Origin of the sequence: Rhizobium sp. Root491 (genome assembly GCF_001427205.1) — a bacterium.
In the GTDB taxonomy this organism is placed as follows: Bacteria; Pseudomonadota; Alphaproteobacteria; order Rhizobiales; family Rhizobiaceae; genus Agrobacterium; species Agrobacterium tumefaciens.
Window position 1 is genome coordinate 83165 of the sequence record NZ_LMFF01000003.1, and the last position, 21546, is coordinate 104710.

Consider the following 21546-nt stretch of genomic DNA (forward strand, 5'->3'; position numbering starts at 1 on the left):
CAGACGGGGCCGCAACGATCACTAGAATCCAGGGTGCATTCATGAGTTTCACCGAACATCGCCTCAAGCTTATCCTCGACATGCTGAAGCAAACCCAGCGCGTCAATGTGAGGGAGCTTGCCGATTATCTGCAGGTCAGCCAGGAGTCGATCCGGCGCGACCTCAAGGAACTTGAGATGCGCGGTTATGCCCGCCGCGTCTATGGCGGCGCGGTCCTTGACCAGCAGGAAAGCGATCAGCCGTTTACCGACCGACTGCGTGTCAGCTCACGCGAGAAAGCCAAGATCGGCGAGGCCGCAGCGTCGCTGGTTGAGGACGGCATGAAGGTGTTCATCGATACCGGCACCACAACGATTGCCTGCCTAAAACATATCGAGACGCGCAAGGACTTGACCGTTGTCAGCAATTCGCTGGCGGTCGCAGCCCACTTCTTCAATCTGCCGCAGGCAAGTGTGCGGGTTCTTGGCGGTCGCATGCGCCCAGATTATCAGGCGACATACGGCCATGAGACCGTGGCCGCGCTGAAGGAGCATTTCTTCGATCTCGCGATCATCGCCATCAGCGCCATTCACGCCGAACGCGGGTTCATGGATTTCGGCGAGGACGAGGCGATCCTGCGCCGCGTCGCCAAGGCCCAGGCAAAACGTTCGATCATTGTTGCCGACAGTTCCAAGTTTGGGCGCCTCGGCTCCATCCATACATTCGGCCTCAGCGAAATCGACGCGGTGGTGACCAGCGGCGTCATCGCGCGGGAATTTTCAGATCAATTCAATCAATCCAAAGTGGAAATCATACATGCCTGACGTCTCCTCCTCCCCTGTCCCGATCAATGCCGAGCGGCTCCAGATGCTGATGGAGACCCTCTCCACTTTTGGCGGCGGCCCCGATGGCTCGATGACCCGCCTGACGCTTTCCAGGGAAGACGGAATGGCGCGCGACTGGCTGGGGCACTGGTTTGCCGAAAACGGCTTCGAGCAGGCCGTGGACTCGATCGGCAACCAGTTCGGCAAGATGACCTTGGCGGGCGCAAATGCGCCCGTCGTCATGGTCGGCTCCCATATCGACAGCCAGCCGAACGGCGGCCGGTTCGACGGAGCGCTTGGTGTCATCGCCGCCTGCGAGGCGGTTTTGTCCGTCAGCGAACGTCTCAAGGCGGAAGGCAGGTTGTCCGCCTGCAACTTCCAGATCGTCAACTGGACCAATGAGGAAGGCGCCCGTTTCCAGCCGAGCCTGCTCGGCAGCAGCGTGTTTACCGGCGCCATTGACCTGGAATGGGCGCTCGAACGGGCCGACGGTGATGGCATTACGGTGCGCCAGTCGCTGGACGAGATCGGTTATGCTGGCAAGGAAAAGGTGGAAATTCCCGACGCATTGATCGAGCTGCATATAGAAGGTGACACGACGCTCAGCCGCGCCGGGGAGCGGTTCGGTATCTTCACGCGGTTCTGGGGCGCGACAAAATATCGCCTCGCCTTCCATGGACGCCAGGCACATACCGGCGCAACCCCGATGGCAGATCGCAAGGATGCGCTGCTTGCTGCTGCCTATCTGATCGCCGATCTCAAGCAGATATCGACCGAACACGGACTGGACCTGCATACGTCGGTTGGCCGCCTGGAAGTCTTCCCCAATTCACCCAATGTCGTGCCGGCCGAAGCCGTGCTGTTCATCGAGCTGCGCTCGGGATCGCCAGACGTCCTGACGGAGGCGGAACGCAAGATGAAGATCAAGATCGAGGAAGCGGCGATGAAAGCCGGCGTCACCTCGGAGGTCCGCTCCATCGACCGCCGCAAGGCGGGAAGGTTCGCACCGGGCCTGGTGACGCTTGCGCAAAGTGCTGCGGCGCATCTCGGCCAGAGCGCCCGTCACCTCGATACGATCGGCGGCCATGATGCCGTTGCCGTTTCCGATGTCTGCCCGGCGGTGGTTCTGGCGGTTCAGAGCCGTGACGGCGTCATCCACCACCCAACCGAGTATACCTCGCCTGAAGACCAGGCCCTTGGCACGCAGATAGTGGCGGACATGCTTTACAAGATCGCCTGCGAAGGTTTGAAAGTTGTCGAACTCAGCGAGGCTGCCGAATGAAGAGATCGGGCTCTCCTCAATCACCGATGGAAGCCCGCGCGGAGAAGGCGCTTTCAGTCTTTTCCGCAGTGATTGGCGACACCCCTTCCTATGCGCCGGCGACGGCAGCTGTCGCATCGCCGTCCTACCATGCCGTCGAATCCTGCGGTTTCGTGGTCGCGCCGACAGACGGGGAGGCACGTTATTTCCTGCGTCTCGGTGCCGATGAGGTAACCGATCTCGTGGATGCCGAGACCGCAAATGCTGCGGCACACCGTTTTCACAGCCTTGGTCTTTCGCCAGAGCCGATTGGTTACGATGCCGGGACGGCCAGCATGCTGTTTGCCCGACTTGGCGACGGCTGGCGAGCGGCAAGGATCGACGATCTGATGAAGCCGCAAACTGTTGCCCGCCTGATCGAGATGCAGACGACGATCGCAGGGAGTGTTTCCACCGGCCGAACATGGTCAGTCTTCGACGGCATCGATCAGCTCTGGGCGATCGTGAGTGCCGATGCCACCAGCCTGCCCGGCGATGTCGAATGGATGCTCTCCTGGATGACGCCGATCCGCGAGGCAGTTTCAGCGGCCGGCGTGGACCTGAAACCGGCCCATGGTGATCCGCAGGCTTCGAATGTCATGCTGGGCCCAGACGGGAAAATGCAGCTCGTGGACTTCGACATGGCTGCCGACATCGACCCATACTACCAGCTCGGCGTTCAGATGAACGAACTCTACCAGTTCGAAAGCCAGATGAGGCCGTTGCTGGAAATGCACGATGGAGGTTTCAGCGAAAGAAACTTCAACCGCTGCCGTGTCTATGCGGCGGCAGACGACCTCTACTGGGCGTTGCGCAGCCTCGTACTGGAGCTTCGTTCGCCGCCGCGGGGTGTCGAATTCCTGAAATATGCCGGCTGGCGGTTCCTGCGTTGCCGAATGCTGCTCGGCCAGCCGGATTTCGAGGCCAGGCTGAGAGCGCTCTAGGCATACGAGACCGATAACGGGCTAGAAACAATAACGGGAACAAGCCTATGAATGAACTGGGAATGGCACGATCCGACGCCGAACGGGCAGTTGAGGCTGCAATCATCCAGGTACCACCTTGGGAAGGACGGCGGCTGCGCTACAGTCCGGTTTCCGGCGGAATCAGCAACACCAATTTCCGCATCGAGGTCGAAGGTGAAGAGCGTGGCTATTTTCTAAAGATTCCCGGCCGCGGCACCGAGATGTTCATCGATCGCAAGGCCGCCGCTGCCGCCAGCAAGCAGGCGGAAGTGATCGGAATCGGCCCGAAGACATTCGACTATCTCGATCACCTCGACATCGAAATCGCCGAGTTCATCGACGGTCGCCGCGCCTCGACACATAGGGATTTTGCAGACCCGGCGATCCGCAACGAAGCGGTGCGCGTCTATCGGCAGTTTCACGATGCCCCTGCCCTGCCCCTGACAAAAACCGTCTTCGACATGATCGAGGAACATTTCGACCAAGTGCGCCAGCTTGACGGCCACTGGCCGCTCGACCACGACTGGCTCTTGCGCAACTACAGACAGGCGCGCGCCGCGCTTGAGGCATCCGGGCTCGATCTGGTTCCCTGTTTCAACGACCCGATGCCGGGCAATTTCCTGATCGGTGAAGACAAGTCGATCAAGCTGATCGATTTCGAATATGCGTCGAACAATGAGAGGCTCTACGATCTCGCGATCTGGAGTGGCGAGATGTTCTATTCCGAGGCGACCGACTGCGAGATAATCGAGGAGTATTTCGGTCGTTACGACAAGGCGCATCACGCTCGCTTCATCGTCCACAAGGCACTCGCCGACATCAAGTGGAGCACCTGGGCGATGGTACAAAACCGGATATCGACCCTCGATTTCGACTTTTACAAGTACGGAATCTGGAAGCATATGCGCGCCCGCTCGATTATCCACGATCCCCGTTGGCCCCTGTTCCTGAAAGCCCTTTGATGCCCGTCACCGATATCAGCCCGCAAGAAGCTGCGACCTATATCACCTTCGCCGCGGAACTTGCCGACGCCGCGCGTCCGCTGGCGCTCTCCTATTTCCGGACCCCGCTCGACGTTATCTCAAAACTCGACGATAGCCCGGTGACAATCGCCGACCGGGCGATCGAAAAACATCTCCGCGAGATGATCGAGGCGCGCTTTCCCGATCACGGCATCCATGGTGAGGAGTTCGGCGTAAAGGAAGGTAACGCCTTTACATGGGTGCTGGACCCGATCGACGGCACCAAGAGCTTCATCACCGGTTTCCCGCTGTTTGGTACGCTTGTCTCACTGACATTTCAGGAAAAGCCATTCTGTGGTCTGATCGATATTCCAGCCACCGGCGAACGCTGGCAGGGCCGGCCGGGAGAGACACTCTTTGCTGGCAAGCCGGCCCACGCCAGCGGCTGCGAAAACCTCTCCAGCGCCCGTTTTTATACGACTTCGCCGGACATGTTCGTGGACAGCGAAGCTGAAAGCTTCGAGCGTCTCTCCCGCAAAGCCAGGCTGCGGCGTTTCGGTGGAGACTGCTACATCTATGGTCTGATCGCTTCCGGCCATTGCGACATCGCTCTCGAGACGGGACTTCAACCTTACGACTACATGGCTCTCGTGCCCGTTGTGACGGGTGCCGGCGGATGCATTACGGACTGGCGGGGCAATGCGCTTTCGATCCATTCCGACGGACGGGTTCTGGCGTCGGCCACCCCGAGACTTCATGACGAAGCCCTGGCCCTCCTCAACCGGTGACGTGAACAAATGCCCTATACGACGACAATCGAGCAGACTGTCTTCCGCTTTGATGATCTGAAAATGCTGCTGGCGAAAGCAACCCCGGAGCGCTCCGGCGACCAGCTGGCCGGCATTGCGGCGCAAGGCCCGGTCGAGCGCTTGGCAGCCCAGATGGCGCTGGCCGATCTCCCCTTGAAGGCATTTCTCGGCGAGGAGCTCATTTCGTCGGAGGATGACGAGGTTTCCCGACTGATCGCGCAACGGCACGATCCGGCAGCCTTTTCCGCAGTTTCCTCGCTTACTGTCGGTGAATTGCGCGAATGGCTGCTCAAGCCCGAGACGTCGCATGAGCGGCTGGAGGCGGTGACCTTTGGACTGACGCCGGAAATGGTCGCGGCCGTGTCGAAGATCATGCGCCTGCAGGACATGATAGCTGTTTCTGCCAAGCGACGTGTCGTGACGCGATTCCGAAACACGATCGGGCTCGCCGGGCGGCTTTCCACCCGCAACCAGCCCAACCACCCGACCGATGACAGCCGCGGCATCATAGCGTCTGCCATCGACGGGCTGCTGATGGGGTCGGGAGATGCCGTGATTGGCGTCAATCCCGCGACCGATGCGACGGATGACTATATCCGCATCGTTTCCTTGCTCGACGAATTGCGGGAAAAGCTTGCGATCCCGACACAGACCTGTTGCCTTGGCCATGTAACGACGGCGATCCAGGCAATCGAACGGGGTGCGCCGGTCGATCTCGTCTTCCAGTCGGTGGCGGGATCGGAAAAGGCCAATCGCGGCTTCGGCATCGATCTGGCGCTTCTGAAGGAGGCACATGAGGCGGGGCGGTCGCTTGGTCGTGGCATGCCGGGCGCAAACGTCATGTATTTCGAGACTGGGCAGGGCGCGGCGCTTTCGGCCGATGCGCATTTCGGCGTCGACCAGCAGACGATGGAGGCACGTGCCTATGCCGTGGCGCGCGAGTTCGATCCACTGCTCGTCAATACGGTCGTCGGTTTCATCGGGCCGGAATACTTGTTCAACGGCAAGCAGATCATCCGTGCCGGCATCGAGGATCATTTCTGCGGCAAGCTCCTTGGCCTGCCGATGGGCGTCGACGTCTGCTACACCAACCATGCCGATGCTGATCAGGAAGATATGGATACGCTGTTGACGCTCCTCTGCGCAGCCAATGTCAATTTCGTCATCACCGTTCCCGGCGCCGACGATATCATGCTGAACTACCAGTCGCTATCGCATCACGATGCCGTCTATTGCCGCGAGACGCTGAAACGGCCACCCGCACCAGAGTTCGAGAAATGGCTTTTCGAAATCGGCCTGACCGATCCAGATGGCGCGCTGGTCGGCGAGCCTGTCGCGCTTTCCAATTATGTCCGCAACAGCGCATTGATCGGAGCCTGACATGGAAGAGGTGAGAGAACCCACTGCTGCCGGAAAAAACCTCACTATCAAGGATATGACCGATGCGCGTGTTTCGCTCGGCCGTCATGGCGCGGGTCTTCCGACACGCGCTCAACTTGCCTTCCTTCTCGACCACGCGCGGGCACGCGAAGCGGTCTGGACGAGCGTCGACCGGCCCTCGCTGGCAGACAGGCTCGATCGTCTCGGCCTTCCGGCTGTCAATGTCGATAGCATGGCAAGTGACCGCAGCACCTATGTGCGGCGGCCGGATCTTGGCCGGCGGCTTGCGGCGGAATCCGAAAAACGGCTGAAACATGAGAGAACGATCAATGGCTATGATGTCGCAATTATCGTCGCGGATGGCCTGTCGTCCCACGCGATCGATCTCAATGCCGTGCCGTTGATCGAGGCGCTTGTTCCGAAGCTCGCTATCCTGAACCTGACCGCTGCACCAATTGTGCTGGCGAGCCAGGCGCGCGTCGCGCTCGGCGATCCTGCCGGTGAGGCATTAGGTGCAAAACTGACGATCGTGCTTGTCGGCGAACGTCCGGGACTTTCAGCTGCCGACAGCCTCGGTGCTTACATCACTTACGGTCCCAAGTCGGGAAACCTGGATTCCAGCCGAAATTGTGTCTCCAATATCAGGGATGGTGGTCTGCCGGTCTGCGAAGCTGCCGAGATCATTGCGACGCTGACCAGGGATATGATGAGGACCCGCGTCAGTGGCGTGGCGCTCAAGGCTGCCATGGTGGAGTTTCTCGAAAAACATGACAATTCGCTTCCAGCTAAAGACCTACTGACAATTTGAAGTCTTTGCGGTGCGAAGCCTTCGGGACGTGGCCCATCTGCTTTGGAAGGATTGCGGCCTGTCGTCGAAAGTCCAGTCGACTGCCCTGTGTTGAGTGCGGAGACAATAGTCCCTGCACTCAACATCATCGTTCGCAAGCTGCCGTGCTAGCCGGCAGAGAACTTCTGGACGGCGGTTACGTCGAAATAGTCCCGCCATTCGACAATCTTGTCGCCTTCGAGCTCGAAAATTCCCATGATCATCACGCGCCCGATTTCACTGCCGTCGGCGCGCTCGAACCGGTCAAGCCTTTCGGTGAGAACGCGGGATCCATCGGCGGCAATCGCGAGCATATCGATATGGACTGTCGAGATTCCCAGCGATGTCTCCAGTCCGTCGATCATCGCAATGGCCTCGTCGGCGCCCGTCGTGACCGACACGCCCTCATTGACCCAGCGCGTGGCGGGTGTGAACCAGCGGCGCACGGCTGGCCTTCCGCCGTCTTCAACGAACGTGGCGCAAAAAGCCGAAACGGTTTCGATTGGGGTGGGCATGGCAGTTTCTCCTGGGCCATCAGAAGCCCCGTTGGCCTCTGTCTTGCCGCGATATTAGGATGTCGACCCCAATGCCACGATGCCGAAACTTCCGTCACTCTTGCCTGATCTTCCGGAATACTTGATAGAACTGGGCAATCGACTTAGGGTGACTCCATGAGCGAACTCGACAAAATACGCGCCATCGCCATGCGCCATGCTGGCCGTCCCAGTCTTAAATTGCCGCGACTGTTCGCGTATACTCTCGACCATACGACCGAGGTCGATCCGCTGATCTACGATCCTGCGGCGTCCCTGGTGATCCAGGGTACGCAGCGCATGTTTATCGGCGATAAGATGTTTGAATACGGACCCGGCCAAAGCATGATCGTCGCAGCCGAGATTGCCGCCTTGGGCCAAGTTTGCGAAGCGTCGCCAGACAGACCGTTTGTCGCAATCGGTTTATATCTAGACCCGCCTATGCTGTCCGACCTCGTCCTTGAGATGGCGGCGATGCCGGAGTTGCCGATGGAATCGGGATACGGCGTCAGCACCGCGAGTGCGTCGCTTCTCGGTGCTTGGGGGAGATTGGTAGAACTGCTCGATCGCCCATCCGAAATCCCGGTCATGGCTCAGTCTCTGGAGCATGAGCTGATGTTTCGGCTGCTGATGGGGCCGCATGGCGGCCTGCTGCGTCAGATTGCCGGGGCCGACTCGCGGCTGATGCACATCCGAAAGGCCATGGCCTGGATACGCGACCACTACGCCGAGCGTCTCGATTTCAAGGCGGTCGCGGCACTTGCCGGCATGAGTGTATCCGTCTTTTACGATCGCTTCAAAGCCGTCGCCGCCGTCAGTCCGCTTCAGTATCAGAAATATATCCGGCTCCACGAGGCCCGCCGACGCATGATCGCTAACCAGGCAGGTGCAGCCGAAGTTGCGTTCGCCGTCGGCTATGAGAGCGCCTCGCAGTTCAGCCGTGAGTACAAGCGCCTCTTCGGAGCGCCCCCGGGTCAAGACACCAAGCGAGCAAAGGCTGGCCTGGGGGGCATCAATCCGCCAAAAGCACCCGGTGCGCGGCCAGAGGTTGCTTGAACCGCTGACCGTAGTCCTGACTGACCGCTGCGACGACACTGGCTCGTAGAGCCAAAGCCTCGCGCCATCGCGTGACGCGCGGGAGACCCTGAGATATCGTTTGCGTTATGGCTGGGTCGATGAAACCGAAGTACCGGAAAAGAGGCACGAACACCGCATCGACCATCTCGAAGCGTTCAGTCCTAGTCAGTACCACAAGCATCTCAGATTGCAGGAGGCCCGACTAGCAGCCGGCCATAGCGCCTCGCAATTCACGACTGGAATGCAGGCGCTTTGCCCAGTTGCCAGAGTCAACTCTGTTACAGTCGAAACTACGGCGTTGCCGTCCACGGAAAGCGGACGTATCAGTCGGCATAGATGATGGAAATGTAGCACCACCGGGGACATGCTGTTGGGACGCCAAGAACATGGCAACCAGCTCGCTCTCGATCTTAAATGCCTGATCGGGTGCAATCGTCGGGCACCGCAACTAACGAAACGTTTGCTCAAGGCGTTAGCCTTATGTGCATATAAAGACAAAAACAGCGGGCTTTCACAGGCGACGGCTCGATGGAACAATGGACGAGCCCATATCTCGGGTGTAAGCTCACAACACACTACACGCATGCGATGAATCTCGAGGGGGACGGGAGGCGGCTATGCAGACGACGGTGTCCACGGCTTCAACTGCAGCACGAGACCCTCCGGGAATAGAGGAAGTCCGGTCGCAACTCGAACGCATCGTCGCGAGCGCGGAGTTTCCCGGCTTGGGGCGAAGTGCCGCATTTCTGCGATATGTTGTCGAAGAAGCCATCGCCGGGCGGGCCGCCCGCATCAAGGGTTACTCCATCGCAATTGAGGTATTCGGCCGCAATGAAAGCTTCACGCAGGACGATCCGGTCGTGCGGATCGAGGCCGCGCGTCTAAGGCGTTCGCTAGAACGTTATTATCTGGTGGAAGGTCACAAGGACCCGGTCAGGATCGACATACCGAAGGGCGGATATGCCCCGGTGTTCTCATTGAATACTGCGGTCGTTTCCAAGAAGGTCGATAATGGGTCCGTTCCGACCTCACAGCTATCGCCGATGGTCCGATGGTGGAGCGTGGGGCGGCTTTCGCTTGCTTGCCTCGCCCTGCTTACGGCTGCGTCTGCCTATCAATTCTCAAGTCACTCAAGATTGGCGCCAACAGGAGAGTTAGCCGAAAGCACGGCTCCCGACAGACCCGCCCTAATTGTGGCTCCTTTCGCCAATTTGGGCGATGGACCAAACGCCCAGTTATACAGCCTCGGGCTTACGGAGGAGCTTCTGACTGCCCTGCCCCGCTTCAAGGAGATCAAGGTCTTTGGTCGCGAGACGTCCAAAGCGCTGCCGTCGGACGTCGATGTATCCAAAGTTAGGGAGGAGCTGGGGGCCCGTTATCTTCTGACCGGGGGTGTGCGAACTGCTGGAAACAGCCTGCGCGTGACAGCCCGTCTTCTTGACACCGACGATGGCGAAATAGTCTGGTCCCGGGATTATGACAACGATCTCGGATCGAAAGACCTGTTTTCCATACAGGCGGACGTGGCCAGAAGAGTCGCCACCGCCATTGCGCAGCCATATGGTGTGATGGCACAGGCCGACACCGCAAATCCTCCACCGCAGGATCTTGGTGCATACGAATGCAGCCTGCGCTTTTACGCGTATCGTAGCGAGCTCAGCCCCGAAGAGCATGCACACGTTCGCGAATGCCTGGAAACATCCGTTGCGCGGTATCCGACCTTTTCCACTGCCTGGGCGATGCTATCAATCATCTATCTCGATGAAGACCGCTTCAAATTCAATAGGGGCCAAGGTCCGGAAACACCATTGCAGCGGGCGCTTCGCGCGGCGCGGCGGTCGACCCAGCTTGATGCGAGCAACACGCGAGGGCTTCAGGCGTTGATGATGGCCCTGTTTTTCAACCGGGAGCTTACCGAGGCGATGCGAGTAGGCGAAGTGGCCCTCGCTACCAACCCCAACGACACCGAGTTGATGGGCGAGTTCGGCACCAGACTAGCCCTTGGCGGCCAGTGGCAACGGGGAGCCAACCTGCTTGATCAGGCTATCGCACTCAATCCAGGCGGCAGCGGCTATTATAACGGCACACGCGCTCTTGCAGCCTACATGCTCCACGACAATTCAACCGCCGTCCGCGAGATCACCAAGGCTGATATGCAAAAATTTCCGCTGTTTCATGCGGTTGCGGCGGTCATATACGCAGATGCCGGAATGATGGATCAAGCCCGGCACGAGGCAGAGATTTTCGTTCGAATGCGCCCGGACTTCCTGCCAAACGTCGTTGAAGAACTGGCGATGCGGAACGTACAGCCAGGTGATCGTGACCGACTGGTAGAGGGACTTCGCAAAGCCGGAATGCTGCCTCCCAAGGTTAAAGAACCCGCCGCGATAACCATCAGTGCTTCGGATTTGCAGCCGCGCTAGCGCAGAGGCTTAATACGCTGAAAATCGAAATGCCGCCCGCTGCGACGTACCAAACGGGGAGGTAGGAAAGGTGACGCCAATATCTCTTTCCTTCAGGCCTTTTTCGAACGCCCACATCTTACGCGGATACTTCCAGATCCACGCACCGCTGTAGAAATCAGACGAGCTGCGTTTTCATGGGTTTATCCTTCTCAGGTGCGGCCTTCTGGGCCACAGAATGGTGGCGAGCAACAGAGTGTAGGTCAAAGCTAACGCGATATAGACAATGCGGGTGGCGAAGCTTTCCGCAGCACTGCCAGGCAGGGGCGACACGCCGAGCCCGAACAGGATAAGGAAAATCGTCAGTGCACCGGCAAACATCGGCGCCTCCCTGGTACGAGCTGCTGCCCGACCTCCCAGAAAGAGGGCAACGACAAGGACAATCAGAAAGATCGAGAACAGGTTGGGGCGAAGCGTGAGGATCGCATAAGCTAAAGATGCGAGGACGCCGCCGAATAGATTGACCATTATAAGCCCAACAGCTGCCCGCGTGCTTGCGGCGACGTCGAGCTGGCCGAGTAAGGATGCAACGGTGATCGGAATGACCGCCGCGGCCGTCAGATTGTCGCTCGTCAGGCAGATCACGACAGATGCCAGCAGAATCAGCGTATTGGCCAATGCTCTCAGCAGAGCCGGCGGCTGGTCGAAGGATGGCGCGGCACTTCCGTCCAGAACTACCGGTTCGGGAAAGATCGCATGGGCGAGCCACATCAAAAGCGTGCCCGACAACACGCCACCAACAAGAATCGAGAGGATGGAATTGGCCAACTCATCGTTCAAAATACCGAGCAGCGGAACGATGATCGCGACCACCAACACCAGAAAGACCGCAGGCCCGCCCTTTCCCGACGCCTGTAAGGCAAAACACAGGAAATAGGTTAGCCCCAGAAGCAGGAGAAAGGGAACAGGACGATTGCCGAGGCTGCTGGTCAAGATCATCATCGCCATTCCCGCGACCAGAATGACGAGCGCCGCGCCAAGTGTCTTGGCAAGCGGCATCGGTCGAGAGCTTCCCAGCAGAAATTGCGCGGCGAAAAGCGGCCCGAGGAACGGAACAAAGGCCCCCCAATACACCGCCAGCACAAAGCCGATCGAAACCGCAAGAGCGACCCGCAATCCTTTTCGTTTCTGCTGGGCGGCGGTGCTGTCAGTTGACATAGGTGAGCACCGACATGATACGGATCCAGAGTGATCCCCAAGCATTGGTGACCGGATTGTTACCGGTATAGATGATGACGGTCGCCTGCGAACCGTAGCGCACGCCGCCCTTGGGTCTTTGAGCTTCATCGATATTGAGACGGACCGGAAACCGCTGCGCTTCCTTGACCCAGCCGCTGTCACTGCGCATGGTTGGCAACCCGGTGCTCGGATCCGTGCTCCCTTGCGAGACACCGAAGCCGACGCTTTCTACCGTGGCAGGGAACAGTCGGCCTGGAAGGGCATCAAAAAGGATTTCCGCCCTGTTGCCGACGACGACATTTTCGAGGCTGTTCTCCTTGAACGCGGCATTGATCCAGATGGTGCCCACATCGATAAAGGTCATGGCCGGTTGGCCGGCTGGCAAGACCTTGCCACTGGTGAGCTGAAGGTTTGTCACGACCCCGGACGAAGGCGCCCGCACTGTGGTATGCATCAGGTCCAGCCTGGCCTTCTCCAATCCCGCAAGAGCTGCGCGCAGTTGCGGATTGTCGTTTCCGGAAGGGCCGAGCTGCTCGCGGGCCTTGGTGAGATCAGCCTGCGCACCGGAAACCGAGGCCTCTGCCTGATCGAAGGCAGATTTGGCGGCGTCGAAACGGGCTTTTGAAAACACGCCGTTTTTGAGGAGTTCGGAGGCCCTGGCATATTGGTCGCGAAGGTTGTCCCTGTCGGCACGGATCTGGACAAGCTTTGCTTGGGCGGCATCCACCGCAGCGGTCGATGCGCCGATTGACTGGCCGACACTGGCCAGACCGGCCTCCGCCTCGTTCACGGCGAGTTGGTAGCGCTGGGGATCAATTCGGAACAGGATCTGGTCGGCCTCCACCCGCGTATTGTCGTTAACGCCCACTTCCACGACGCGACCTGTGACTTCAGGCGCTATACCAACGACATACGCCTGGACCTGCGCTTGAGATGTTGATGGTGTCCGCCGCTCCATGAAGATTGACAGCACGAACAGGACCAGCGCCAGACAAACGACAGCGAAAGCGATCCTCCGCAGGGGATTGCGGGGTGGCGGGGTAGTTACTGGCTCGTGTGATATCTCGGAAGCCACGATCTCGTTCCTTCGAAGTTAACTGCCCATCCGGCGGAATTACACCGGGCGCGGACCAGGTGAGCGATGAAGAGAGACAACGGTGGCTCGGGCGAGAGCATCTTCAATCTCTCTGCCAAGGGCCGCCAACAATTCCCTGTATTCGGCCACACGGTCATCTCGGACTGGATCGGAAGAAGCCGCCTCCCATCTTGCCAACTCCGTCTGGGCTTCGGCAAAATCCTGGCAGATTTCACAGAATATGACGTCACGCGACGCAAGCTCGTTGATGGCCTGAACTCTTGTGGGAAACCGCAGCCTGACCGCAGCCACACCTTCATCCATTGTCCTCTCCCACCGTCACAGCGTCACGGCGACGCCGAATGTCTCGATGGCATATTCTTTGATGAAGCGCGGCTCGTGCAGTATGTTACCGTAATATACGCTGGTGCGGTCAGCTTACCGGGGTCGAATTGCAGCACCGTCAAGGCCTCGCATGTTTTACCACGCTAGCGAGCGGACGAGAAAGACGACGGTTACGGGGCCGCGTGTGATTGTCTCTGGCAACTTCCACACTTTCACGCATTCAGATGACGGCATCGTCCGCCGGATGCCCGTAACATACCCGATGTTACGGGAAAACAGCCCGTCATTCGCATAGGTTTTTTGTGCGCCGACGTGGCGAGGACAAAGCTGTGACAAATGGCGGCGGGCGATCTGGTGAACGGCAACGATACAAGGGACCTCCGTAACGGACGCTTTCCATATCGAATGGGAAGGCTCCCTTTTTGTGTGATGTTCGCAGCTCTCGTTGGTTGCGGCGGCCACGCGAAAAACGTTCTTGTCCCTGTTGCCGATAGCGCCCCCACATCCACCAAGGTGGACATGCTGATCACAACAACGCGTAGTCGCTCCGCGAACAAAGGCGAGATGTTTACGGGTGAACGCGCAAGGGATGCGGCCTTCGCGGAGATCACCGTGTCCATCCCTCCGGGAAATGTCCGCAAGATTGGTAATGTTGCCTGGCCGAAAAGGATTCCTCCCAATCCAGCCACTGATTTTGCGACGTTAAAGGCACAGGAAATCAGCCGCGACGATGCCCGGAAATGGCTGAGCGCTTCCGTCAGAAAGAGCCGTGACGGCAGCGTGCTGGTCTTCATTCACGGCTTCAACAATCGATTTGAAGACTCGGTCTATCGCTTTGCCCAAATCGTCCAGGATTCCGGCGTAGCGAGCGCTCCCGTACTGGTCACCTGGCCGTCGCGCGGAAGCCTACTTGCGTACGGCTACGACCGCGAGAGCACCAACTATACGCGCAATGCCCTGGAGTTGCTTTTTCAATATCTGGCCAGGGATAAGCAGGTGAAGGAAGTTTCGATCCTTGCTCATTCCATGGGTAACTGGCTCGCGCTCGAGGCGCTTCGTCAAATGGCCATTCGCAATGGAAGCCTTCCGGCCAAGTTCAAGAATGTGATGCTCGCATCTCCCGACGTCGACGTCGACGTCTTCCGGCAACAGATCGCCGACATGGGCAAAAAGCATCCGAAATTCACTTTATTTGTCTCCCGGGATGATCGGGCATTGGCCGTGTCCCGCCGAGTGTGGGGCAACGTCGCGAGGCTTGGCGCTATCGACCCTGAGCAGCCTCCCTACAAGAGTGAATTGGCCGAAAGCCAGATCTCGGTAATCGACCTCACCATGATCAAAGCCGGGGACAGCCTCAACCACGGGAAGTTCGCGGAGTCGCCAGAGATCGTCCGGCTGATTGGAGCCCGGATTTCTGATGGACAGACTTTGACGGACAGCAAGATTGGCCTTGGAGATACGATCCTTGCAGCAACAACCGGCACGGCAGCGGCAGTGGGCAGTACCGCAGGGCTGATCCTTGCCGCTCCGGTTGCCGTCGTCGATGCCGACACCAGAGACAATTATGCCGGGGGCGTTCAGTCCCTTCTTGGTTCAGGTGGCACGACACGGAAATCATCGCACTGCAACACACCGAACACTTCGACTGAAGCATGTCATCACTAGCGGGTCGAGCGTCCTTCGGAAGGGCGCCGAGGTACCACAACAGGGACAGACAATGGTAATGCGCCTGAAATTTTTGCTGATGAAAATATCTCGCACGTCTATTGCGGCGATGCTCATCCTTTTCGTTGGCATCTCAGCCGTAGCAGCGCAAATGCCTGACGCGCCCGCTCCGGCGGAACAACCACCCAATGTCCAGCACTTCATCACCCTAATGTCGGATCCCGATGTTCAGAAATGGTTGCAGCACGTCGCTCGTGGAGCGAATCCTGAAGCGCCGCCTTCGACCAGCGCAGAGGCGGGTCCCTCGTTTGCCGCATCGACAATGCGTTTCCGCGCCCATGCCGCCGCAATGGTCGACGCTGCACATTCTTTTCCGTCCGAAGCAATGCGTGGCGCCGCTTTACTTGAGCAGGACATCAAGACGATTGGCGGGACCCGGCCCATCGTGCTGGTGGTCGCGTTTGTTGTCGCAGGACTTGCCGCTCAATGGGTATTTTGGTGGATCAGTGCTGGCTGGCGGTCATGGATGGCAGAAGCCTCGTTCACGACCGTTTGGCACAGGATTATTGCCATAACCGCCCGGCTGCTCTGGGCGGCTTTTTACGTGCTGTCGTTCGGGCTGGGCAGCATCGGTTTCTTCCTGCTTTTTGAGTGGCCACCGATCGTTAGGGAAATCGTCGTCGGCTTCCTGTTCGCTGTCGTCATTTACCGCCTCGCCAGCGCAGTACTGGATGTGTTTTTGGCGCCACGCTCGAACGAGAAAGGCCATTTCCGCGTGGTTCCGATCTCTGACGAGACGGCAGGTCACTGGGCAAAACGACTGAGCTATCTCGTGGGTTGGTACGCCTTTGGCTGGGTGACCATTCGGCTTCTCGGTACGCTTGGCCTATCGATCCCGGCGCGGCAGCTCGCGGCCTACTTCCTGGGTTTCATTCTTCTCGGCATTGCTATCGAGGCCATATGGCGACGCCCGCCTCATTCCTCCACGTTACAGGGCAGCCGGATTGGATTGAATGGTCGCAACTGGCTTTGGACTGCCTATTTAACCGGTATCTGGTTGCTCTGGGTGGCGGGCGCGACGACGCTTTTCTGGATTATGGTCGTCTGCGCCGCATTGCCAGGCGCGATCGTTCTTACCAAAGCATCGATAAACAACATTCTGCGCCGCTCCGGCGCTGAAGAGGATGGTCATAAACGTGTCACAGTGGTTTCGGTTGTCGTCGAGCGTGGGATAAGGGCAGCCCTGATCGTTGCAGCCATCCTCTTCCTCGCCGATGTCATGGACGTTCGACTGACCGAGATGACGATGCAGGATTCACCCGCGCTACGGCTCTTACGTGGAGTGCTAAGCGCCGGCATCATTCTCCTCGTCGTCGATCTGGCATGGAATGTCGTTAAAGTGCTGATCGATCGGAAAATGGGAGACACGGAAGCCGCGCTTGAGATTGGAAGCGAGCGGGAGCGGCGGCGTACCCGTTTGAGAACTCTTCTACCGATCCTGCGCAACTTCGTCATGATCCTTTTTGCAGCGATTGCGATCATGATGGCCCTGTCTTCACTCGGAATCGAGATCGGACCATTGATCGCCGGTGCTGGCGTCGTAGGCGTCGCCATTGGCTTTGGTGCGCAGACCGTCGTCAAGGACATCATCAGCGGCATGTTCTATCTACTCGACGATGCATTCCGGATTGGTGAATACATTCAGAGCGGCAGTTACAAAGGAACCGTCGAGGCGTTCAGTCTCCGCTCGGTCAAGCTTAGGCACCACAGGGGCCCGATATTCATCGTCCCATTCAGTGAACTGGGTGCCGTCCAGAACATGAGCCGCGACTGGTCAGTGGTCAAATTCCTGCTGTCCGTGTCCTACGAATCCGACGTCGCCCAGGTTAAGGCAATCACCAAAGCCGTGGGCAAAGCCCTGTACGATGACCCCGAATTCCAGCCGTTCATTATTGAGAACCTCAAAATGAAAGGCGTCGAAGAGATCACAGACATTGGAATAAAATTGAGCTTTGGGATGACGTTGAAACCTACCCAACTGCAATCGGCCATCCGTCGCAGAGCTTATGCAATGCTGCGGGAAGCATTCAACGCCCAAGACATCAAGATCGCCGTTCCGACCGTGCAAGTCGCAGGCGGAAAGGAAGAGGGTCTTGCTGCCGCTGCCCAACAGGCGCTGGCAAAACACAACGCCGTGACCGTGCCCGGGCCAGCTTGATCACGAAGTGAACCAGGCGAAACGCCATCAAAGATCACAAGGAGGATATGAAATGAAAACCTCAAAAATCGTATCACACCTAATCAGCCTGATCGCCGTGCTGATGCTGATCAGCATACCGGTTCTTTTACCCTCGACCGCTGAAGCCCGTCGTGGGGCTGCAGCCTGCGGCCCCCGAGGCTGCGGTGTGGCGGCGTGCGGACCGCGCGGTTGCGCTGCTGCCGGACGTCGTCATGCACCCGCATATCGCCCTGCCCATCGGCCTGCGGCCCCGGCCTACCGGCCAGCGCGGCGCGGCGTTGTCGTTGTTGCTCCCCGCCGCTACTGGCGGCCGGGCGCCGCGATAGCTGCAGGCGCAGCCATTGGCGTCGTCACCGGTGCAGCAGCTGTCGCACTGGCTGGTACACCGCCGCAGCCCGGCCAGTGCTGGTATTACACGTCTCCGGCCCAAACGACCGGCTTCTGGGACGTTTGCCCGCACTGAAACTGCTTGGCTGGGACAATCATGCTGCTCGCGCACGCGCAGATCATCAACGAAGGGGATCTTCCATGGACTTCAACACCATCGACGCCACGCTTGTCGGAAAGCTTCTTCTTTTGCTTTTGATCGGCATGGGTCCAAAAATTGCCCTCGTGCCGTTTCTTGAGAAAACCCATAGTTTCGACACCGCGACCAAAGTGCGCATCGGCCGCCAGATGGTACTGACAGCACTCGTCACAGCACTGATCCTCTTTGCGACCGGCGCGCTTCTGATGCGACTTCTCCACATAACCGGCGGCGCCGTCGCTGTGGCAGGTGGCATCATCCTTGCGCTCATAGCGATCAAGATGGCATCCGGACCGACGGAAAAGCCGCATGACGAGCTTGCCGATCCGATCGATCCGGACAAACTCGCAGTGTTCCCGCTTGCGGTTCCCTATTTGCTCAACCCCGTCGGCATAACCGTCATAATCCTGGCGTCTGGCGAAGTTGTCTCAGTCGCCAGCGCGGTAGTTGTCGCTGTTCTGATCCTGATTGTCGCTGCTTTCGACTATGTCGTTTTTACCAATACCGACAAGCTGTCCAAACACATGAAGCCAGCGAGCATGGTCGTCTCAGAGGTCGTGTTCGGGATTTTGCTGACCGCTGTCGCAGTCCAGCTGATTGTCAGTGGGCTAGGGCGTCTAGGGATCATTGCGCCGGCGGTGGGCCATTGACCCATAGGGCGCAGCCTCTCCAGGCGGCTCGAAGGGAATGCGCATGATGACTGATCGAAGGAAAAATGCTCTCGCTTACGGATCACTCATCGTGCTCCAGTCCCTGGCGGTCGCATTCCTGCTCCGGGTTATCTTCCCGATCTTTTACGCCGTCGTCACCCATCTTGGCGAACGCCAACAAGTGCCCGTGTCGACATTGCTCACAATCCTTGCGGTTGCGCTGCTTTTACAGGCAAGCTACTGGACAAGAATGCGTTGGGTCGAGGTCCGCGCACCGTTCCACTCCATATTCGTATCTCACCTCTTATCGTTTGCCGCACGCCTGGCCTTCCTGTTCGGAGGCGTCTTGTTCTCAACGATCTTCTTTCGACACTTGCCGGAATCCAACACGCTGCCTCCGCTTGGTCACACGGTTCTGCAGGGGGCTTTGATCCTGTTGGTACTGTTCAGTTTTTTTTGCTACTCCGTCGAACTTGAACGCCTTGCGAAGGCGATCGAAGATCCAGCTGAGACATAAATTGCCTCCGGTTACAGCTCAGCAATGTGGTGTTGGCCGCCGCTGTCGAAGCCGACTTGGCGGTGGAACCGATGTCCATATCGCGTTCCATCCAGGCTACCGAATAGCGCCGCGCGGATGAAGGGTAGTTAGACATCGCTCGGTGGAGCAAAGAGGGTGTGTGCGTATTCTCGATGCTCAGGCGAACACGCGGAAGAATTTTGATCCCATGATTTTAGATTTGCGAGTGTTTTCAGCTCTCCTCTATGTTGCCACCGGACAAGGAAACTGACATCATCGTTTTGCAGGCTTCAACGGGCCGCTGATATTCCATGAGCAGGGTAGCTCTCGACCGGAAACGGGCGGGAGCTTTTTTATTTTTTGGTGGGCGATGATGCATTCAGAAAGCTGGCGGGTCGGTGTGCTGTTCTCCGAGACGGGTGTGACCGGAGCCGTCGAAAAAACCCAGAGGTTCGCGACCTTGCTGGCGATTGACGAAATCAATGCGGCTGGCGGCGTCCTTGGCCGGATGATCGAGCCTGTCGCCTATGACCCTAAATCGACGCCCAATCTCTATAAGGAACTTGCGGTCAAGCTTTGCGACGAGGATCGGGTCCGGGTCGTTTTCGGTTGCCATATGTCTAGCACCCGCAAAGCCGTACTGCCCGTCATCGAAGCTCGAGATGCCCTGCTATTCTATCCGACACTGTATGAGGGGTTTGAATACTCTCGGCACTGCATCTACACCGGGGCCGCACCCAACCAAAACTCCGTGCAGCTGGTCGACTTCCTCACCAAGCATTATGGAAAGCGGGTTTTCCTTGTGGGTTCGAACTACGTCTACCCTTACGAATCCAACCGGACGATCAGCGATCTCTTTCTTCAGCTGGGCGGTCAGGTGCTGGACGAAATATATGTTCCTCTCAACCTAAAACCCGAAGATGTCGCCAAAATCATCCGGCATATTCGCGCGGCACGGCCGGATGTCATCTATTCGACAATCGTCGGCGACGGTATCATTCCCTTCTACACGGCGTTCAAAGAGGCGGGTTTTGATTCAGCGACGATGCCAATCGCCAGTCAGTCGACAAGCGAGGCCGACGTGATCCGGATGCGGCCGGAAGTGGCCGAGGGGCATATCACCGCGGCCCCGTTTTTCGCCTCCCTGAATACGCCTCGCGCGCGTGCCTTCGTCTTGGCTTACCAACAGCGATACGGCCAGCAGATGCTGCCGACCGCGCCGGCCGAAGCGGCCTATTTCCAGGTCTATCTCTATGCGGGAGCTTTGCAGCGGGCCGGTGGCGACGGGCTGGAGCAGCTTCTTCCAGCCCTTTACGAGGTCGAGTACGACGCTCCGCAGGGCGCTGTGAAGATAGACCGGCTGACGAACCACACCCATCTGTGGCCAAGGGTTGCAAAAGTAAATGCGCAAGGCAGCTATGACATCGTCCATGACCCGTCGCTGCGCGTGGCGCCAGATCCCTTCATGCGAGAATATCGCCCGGATCTGACGCAGCCGTTCCCACATCGTGTTCAGGTCTGAGAAGGAGCGACGATGTCTTTCGCCCTTCTCAGAGATTTGCGGGACCTCAAGGTTCTGGTGATTCATCCCCGGACATCCGAAGGAGAGTTTCTCGTTGATCACCTGCGCCGTATCGGTTGTACGGTCAGTTGCCTCTGGCCGGTCCCTGCCGAGTTGCCACACGGCACGGATGTCGTCTTTCTTGCCATGGAAGACGAGGCGCGACCGGAAATCGAACGCCTGCTGAAGTGCCTCCCCAATCCCGCTCCGACCATGCTCGCCATCGTCGGTTACGAAAATCCCTCCACATTGCAGATCGTTCTGGAAAGCGGCGCGCTTGCCATTGTCGAGAGACCGATCAAACCGTTCGGCCTGCTGACAAATCTCGCCATAGCGCGCAGTCTCTGGCTTGAGCGCCAAAGGCTCGTCAAGGAAGCCCGTAAATATAAGCGCAAGGTCTTGGGAGACCAGAAGCTTGCCCGGGCAAAGGCCATTCTCATGGCCAATCGCGGCACGAGCGAGAATGAGGCGTATCGTGAAATGCGCGAGCAAGCGATGGCTCGGCGGGTCCCAATCGATGAAATCGCCAATTCGATTATCAACGCCGAACAGCTCTTGCGCCCTTCCCAAAAACATGATTAGTTTTTGATGTGTTCCAGATGAACACCTCCGGCACATCCCTTCGTTTCGCGAAGCCATGTGCCGCTGTTGCACGCGGCGCAGCCGTGATGC

20 protein-coding genes are annotated in these 21546 nt (G+C 58.4%); 17 read left to right on the forward strand and 3 right to left on the reverse strand.

Annotated elements, in window-relative coordinates; all coding sequences use genetic code 11:
• The first annotated feature begins 41 nt into the window (after nucleotides 1-41).
• Genes ASD46_RS07995 through eutC form a run of 7 tightly spaced genes read left to right on the forward strand, consistent with a single transcriptional unit; the run spans nucleotide 42 to nucleotide 7027 of the window.
• Nucleotides 42-803 carry a DeoR/GlpR family DNA-binding transcription regulator gene (locus ASD46_RS07995; RefSeq protein ID WP_013637571.1) on the forward strand — a complete coding sequence of 254 codons (762 nt, stop codon included), beginning with the start codon at nucleotides 42-44 and terminating at the stop codon, nucleotides 801-803.
• Nucleotides 796-2085, forward strand: coding sequence for a Zn-dependent hydrolase (locus tag ASD46_RS08000; protein WP_019565881.1), 1290 nt, complete (start codon nucleotides 796-798; stop codon nucleotides 2083-2085). The genes ASD46_RS07995 and ASD46_RS08000 overlap by 8 nt, the downstream gene beginning before the upstream one ends.
• Complete coding sequence (locus tag ASD46_RS08005) at nucleotides 2082-3047, forward strand: phosphotransferase (protein ID WP_035200785.1); 966 nt, start codon at nucleotides 2082-2084, stop codon at nucleotides 3045-3047. Before ASD46_RS08000 ends, ASD46_RS08005 begins: the two co-directional genes overlap by 4 nt.
• 47 nt (nucleotides 3048-3094) lie before the next feature.
• Nucleotides 3095-4030 carry a choline/ethanolamine kinase family protein gene (locus tag ASD46_RS08010; RefSeq protein WP_003516958.1) on the forward strand — a complete coding sequence of 312 codons (936 nt, stop codon included), beginning with the start codon at nucleotides 3095-3097 and terminating at the stop codon, nucleotides 4028-4030.
• Nucleotides 4030-4818, forward strand: coding sequence for a histidinol-phosphatase (hisN, locus tag ASD46_RS08015; protein ID WP_003516959.1), 789 nt, complete (start codon nucleotides 4030-4032; stop codon nucleotides 4816-4818). The genes ASD46_RS08010 and hisN overlap by 1 nt, the downstream gene beginning before the upstream one ends.
• A gap of 9 nt (nucleotides 4819-4827) precedes the next feature.
• Nucleotides 4828-6219, forward strand: coding sequence for an ethanolamine ammonia-lyase subunit EutB (locus ASD46_RS08020; protein WP_060641971.1), 1392 nt, complete (start codon nucleotides 4828-4830; stop codon nucleotides 6217-6219).
• A 1-nt stretch (nucleotide 6220) separates the two neighbouring features.
• Nucleotides 6221-7027: an ethanolamine ammonia-lyase subunit EutC gene (gene eutC / locus ASD46_RS08025; RefSeq protein WP_060641972.1), complete on the forward strand. Its 807-nt coding sequence runs from the start codon at nucleotides 6221-6223 to the stop codon at nucleotides 7025-7027.
• Between the two features lie 146 nt (nucleotides 7028-7173).
• Here the strand turns inward: eutC and ASD46_RS08030 are convergent, their stop codons facing one another.
• A complete protein-coding gene (locus ASD46_RS08030; protein ID WP_025591684.1) occupies nucleotides 7174-7560 on the reverse strand; it encodes a limonene-1,2-epoxide hydrolase in 387 nt (128 codons plus the stop codon).
• A 156-nt stretch (nucleotides 7561-7716) separates the two neighbouring features.
• Here ASD46_RS08030 and ASD46_RS08035 point away from each other — a divergent pair, with 156 nt between their 5' ends.
• Both ASD46_RS08035 and ASD46_RS08040 read left to right on the forward strand, forming a co-directional pair.
• Entirely contained in the window at nucleotides 7717-8634 is a 918-nt protein-coding gene (locus ASD46_RS08035) for an AraC family transcriptional regulator (RefSeq protein WP_003516963.1), read from the forward strand.
• Nucleotides 8635-9272: 638 nt separating this feature from the next.
• Nucleotides 9273-11078, forward strand: a complete 1806-nt coding sequence (locus ASD46_RS08040) for a hypothetical protein (protein WP_060641973.1) — start codon at nucleotides 9273-9275, stop codon at nucleotides 11076-11078.
• 174 nt (nucleotides 11079-11252) lie between these two features.
• Here ASD46_RS08040 and ASD46_RS08045 read toward each other — a convergent pair whose 3' ends face one another.
• Nucleotides 11253-12275, reverse strand: coding sequence for a DUF2955 domain-containing protein (locus tag ASD46_RS08045; RefSeq protein WP_013637561.1), 1023 nt, complete (start codon nucleotides 12273-12275; stop codon nucleotides 11253-11255).
• The gene (locus ASD46_RS08050) at nucleotides 12265-13371 is read right to left on the reverse strand and encodes an HlyD family secretion protein (protein WP_035252442.1); all 1107 of its coding nucleotides are present in this window, start codon (nucleotides 13369-13371) and stop codon (nucleotides 12265-12267) included. Before ASD46_RS08050 ends, ASD46_RS08045 begins: the two co-directional genes overlap by 11 nt.
• A 66-nt stretch (nucleotides 13372-13437) precedes the next feature.
• Here ASD46_RS08050 and ASD46_RS27910 point away from each other — a divergent pair, with 66 nt between their 5' ends.
• The 8 genes from ASD46_RS27910 (at nucleotide 13438) to ASD46_RS08090 (ending at nucleotide 21456) form a co-directional block, all read left to right on the forward strand.
• The gene (locus tag ASD46_RS27910) at nucleotides 13438-13863 is read left to right on the forward strand and encodes a hypothetical protein (protein WP_156389993.1); all 426 of its coding nucleotides are present in this window, start codon (nucleotides 13438-13440) and stop codon (nucleotides 13861-13863) included.
• A 258-nt stretch (nucleotides 13864-14121) separates the two neighbouring features.
• The gene (locus ASD46_RS08060; protein ID WP_035201433.1) at nucleotides 14122-15381 is read left to right on the forward strand and encodes an alpha/beta hydrolase; all 1260 of its coding nucleotides are present in this window, start codon (nucleotides 14122-14124) and stop codon (nucleotides 15379-15381) included.
• 52 nt (nucleotides 15382-15433) lie between these two features.
• Nucleotides 15434-17599, forward strand: a complete 2166-nt coding sequence (locus ASD46_RS08065) for a mechanosensitive ion channel family protein (protein ID WP_060641974.1) — start codon at nucleotides 15434-15436, stop codon at nucleotides 17597-17599.
• Nucleotides 17600-17651: 52 nt separating this feature from the next.
• The gene (locus ASD46_RS26310; RefSeq protein WP_082546146.1) at nucleotides 17652-18083 is read left to right on the forward strand and encodes a hypothetical protein; all 432 of its coding nucleotides are present in this window, start codon (nucleotides 17652-17654) and stop codon (nucleotides 18081-18083) included.
• Nucleotides 18084-18148: 65 nt separating this feature from the next.
• Nucleotides 18149-18796, forward strand: a complete 648-nt coding sequence (locus ASD46_RS08075) for a MarC family protein (RefSeq protein WP_003516981.1) — start codon at nucleotides 18149-18151, stop codon at nucleotides 18794-18796.
• 43 nt (nucleotides 18797-18839) lie between these two features.
• Nucleotides 18840-19313, forward strand: coding sequence for a hypothetical protein (locus ASD46_RS08080; protein ID WP_013637555.1), 474 nt, complete (start codon nucleotides 18840-18842; stop codon nucleotides 19311-19313).
• 370 nt (nucleotides 19314-19683) lie between these two features.
• Nucleotides 19684-20835, forward strand: coding sequence for a transporter substrate-binding domain-containing protein (locus ASD46_RS08085; protein ID WP_060641975.1), 1152 nt, complete (start codon nucleotides 19684-19686; stop codon nucleotides 20833-20835).
• A gap of 12 nt (nucleotides 20836-20847) precedes the next feature.
• A complete protein-coding gene (locus ASD46_RS08090; RefSeq protein WP_003516987.1) occupies nucleotides 20848-21456 on the forward strand; it encodes an ANTAR domain-containing response regulator in 609 nt (202 codons plus the stop codon).
• The last annotated feature ends 90 nt before the right edge of the window (nucleotides 21457-21546 follow it).

What these genes read in the sequence shown, in the direction of transcription:
- ASD46_RS08090 (WP_003516987.1), top strand. Translation starts at nt 20,848, where the DNA reads ATGTCTTTCGCCCTTCTCAGAGATTTGCGGGACCTCAAGGTTCTGGTG.
- ASD46_RS08035 (WP_003516963.1), top strand. Translation starts at nt 7,717, where the DNA reads ATGAGCGAACTCGACAAAATACGCGCCATCGCCATGCGCCATGCTGGC.
- ASD46_RS07995 (WP_013637571.1), top strand. Translation starts at nt 42, where the DNA reads ATGAGTTTCACCGAACATCGCCTCAAGCTTATCCTCGACATGCTGAAG.
- eutC (WP_060641972.1), top strand. Translation starts at nt 6,221, where the DNA reads ATGGAAGAGGTGAGAGAACCCACTGCTGCCGGAAAAAACCTCACTATC.
- ASD46_RS08020 (WP_060641971.1), top strand. Translation starts at nt 4,828, where the DNA reads ATGCCCTATACGACGACAATCGAGCAGACTGTCTTCCGCTTTGATGAT.
- hisN (WP_003516959.1), top strand. Translation starts at nt 4,030, where the DNA reads ATGCCCGTCACCGATATCAGCCCGCAAGAAGCTGCGACCTATATCACC.
- ASD46_RS08010 (WP_003516958.1), top strand. Translation starts at nt 3,095, where the DNA reads ATGAATGAACTGGGAATGGCACGATCCGACGCCGAACGGGCAGTTGAG.
- ASD46_RS08075 (WP_003516981.1), top strand. Translation starts at nt 18,149, where the DNA reads ATGGACTTCAACACCATCGACGCCACGCTTGTCGGAAAGCTTCTTCTT.
- ASD46_RS08060 (WP_035201433.1), top strand. Translation starts at nt 14,122, where the DNA reads ATGGGAAGGCTCCCTTTTTGTGTGATGTTCGCAGCTCTCGTTGGTTGC.
- ASD46_RS08005 (WP_035200785.1), top strand. Translation starts at nt 2,082, where the DNA reads ATGAAGAGATCGGGCTCTCCTCAATCACCGATGGAAGCCCGCGCGGAG.
- ASD46_RS26310 (WP_082546146.1), top strand. Translation starts at nt 17,652, where the DNA reads ATGAAAACCTCAAAAATCGTATCACACCTAATCAGCCTGATCGCCGTG.
- ASD46_RS27910 (WP_156389993.1), top strand. Translation starts at nt 13,438, where the DNA reads ATGAAGAGAGACAACGGTGGCTCGGGCGAGAGCATCTTCAATCTCTCT.
- ASD46_RS08000 (WP_019565881.1), top strand. Translation starts at nt 796, where the DNA reads ATGCCTGACGTCTCCTCCTCCCCTGTCCCGATCAATGCCGAGCGGCTC.
- ASD46_RS08045 (WP_013637561.1), bottom strand. Translation starts at nt 12,275, where the DNA reads ATGTCAACTGACAGCACCGCCGCCCAGCAGAAACGAAAAGGATTGCGG.
- ASD46_RS08040 (WP_060641973.1), top strand. Translation starts at nt 9,273, where the DNA reads ATGCAGACGACGGTGTCCACGGCTTCAACTGCAGCACGAGACCCTCCG.
- ASD46_RS08080 (WP_013637555.1), top strand. Translation starts at nt 18,840, where the DNA reads ATGATGACTGATCGAAGGAAAAATGCTCTCGCTTACGGATCACTCATC.
- ASD46_RS08030 (WP_025591684.1), bottom strand. Translation starts at nt 7,560, where the DNA reads ATGCCCACCCCAATCGAAACCGTTTCGGCTTTTTGCGCCACGTTCGTT.
- ASD46_RS08065 (WP_060641974.1), top strand. Translation starts at nt 15,434, where the DNA reads ATGGTAATGCGCCTGAAATTTTTGCTGATGAAAATATCTCGCACGTCT.
- ASD46_RS08085 (WP_060641975.1), top strand. Translation starts at nt 19,684, where the DNA reads ATGATGCATTCAGAAAGCTGGCGGGTCGGTGTGCTGTTCTCCGAGACG.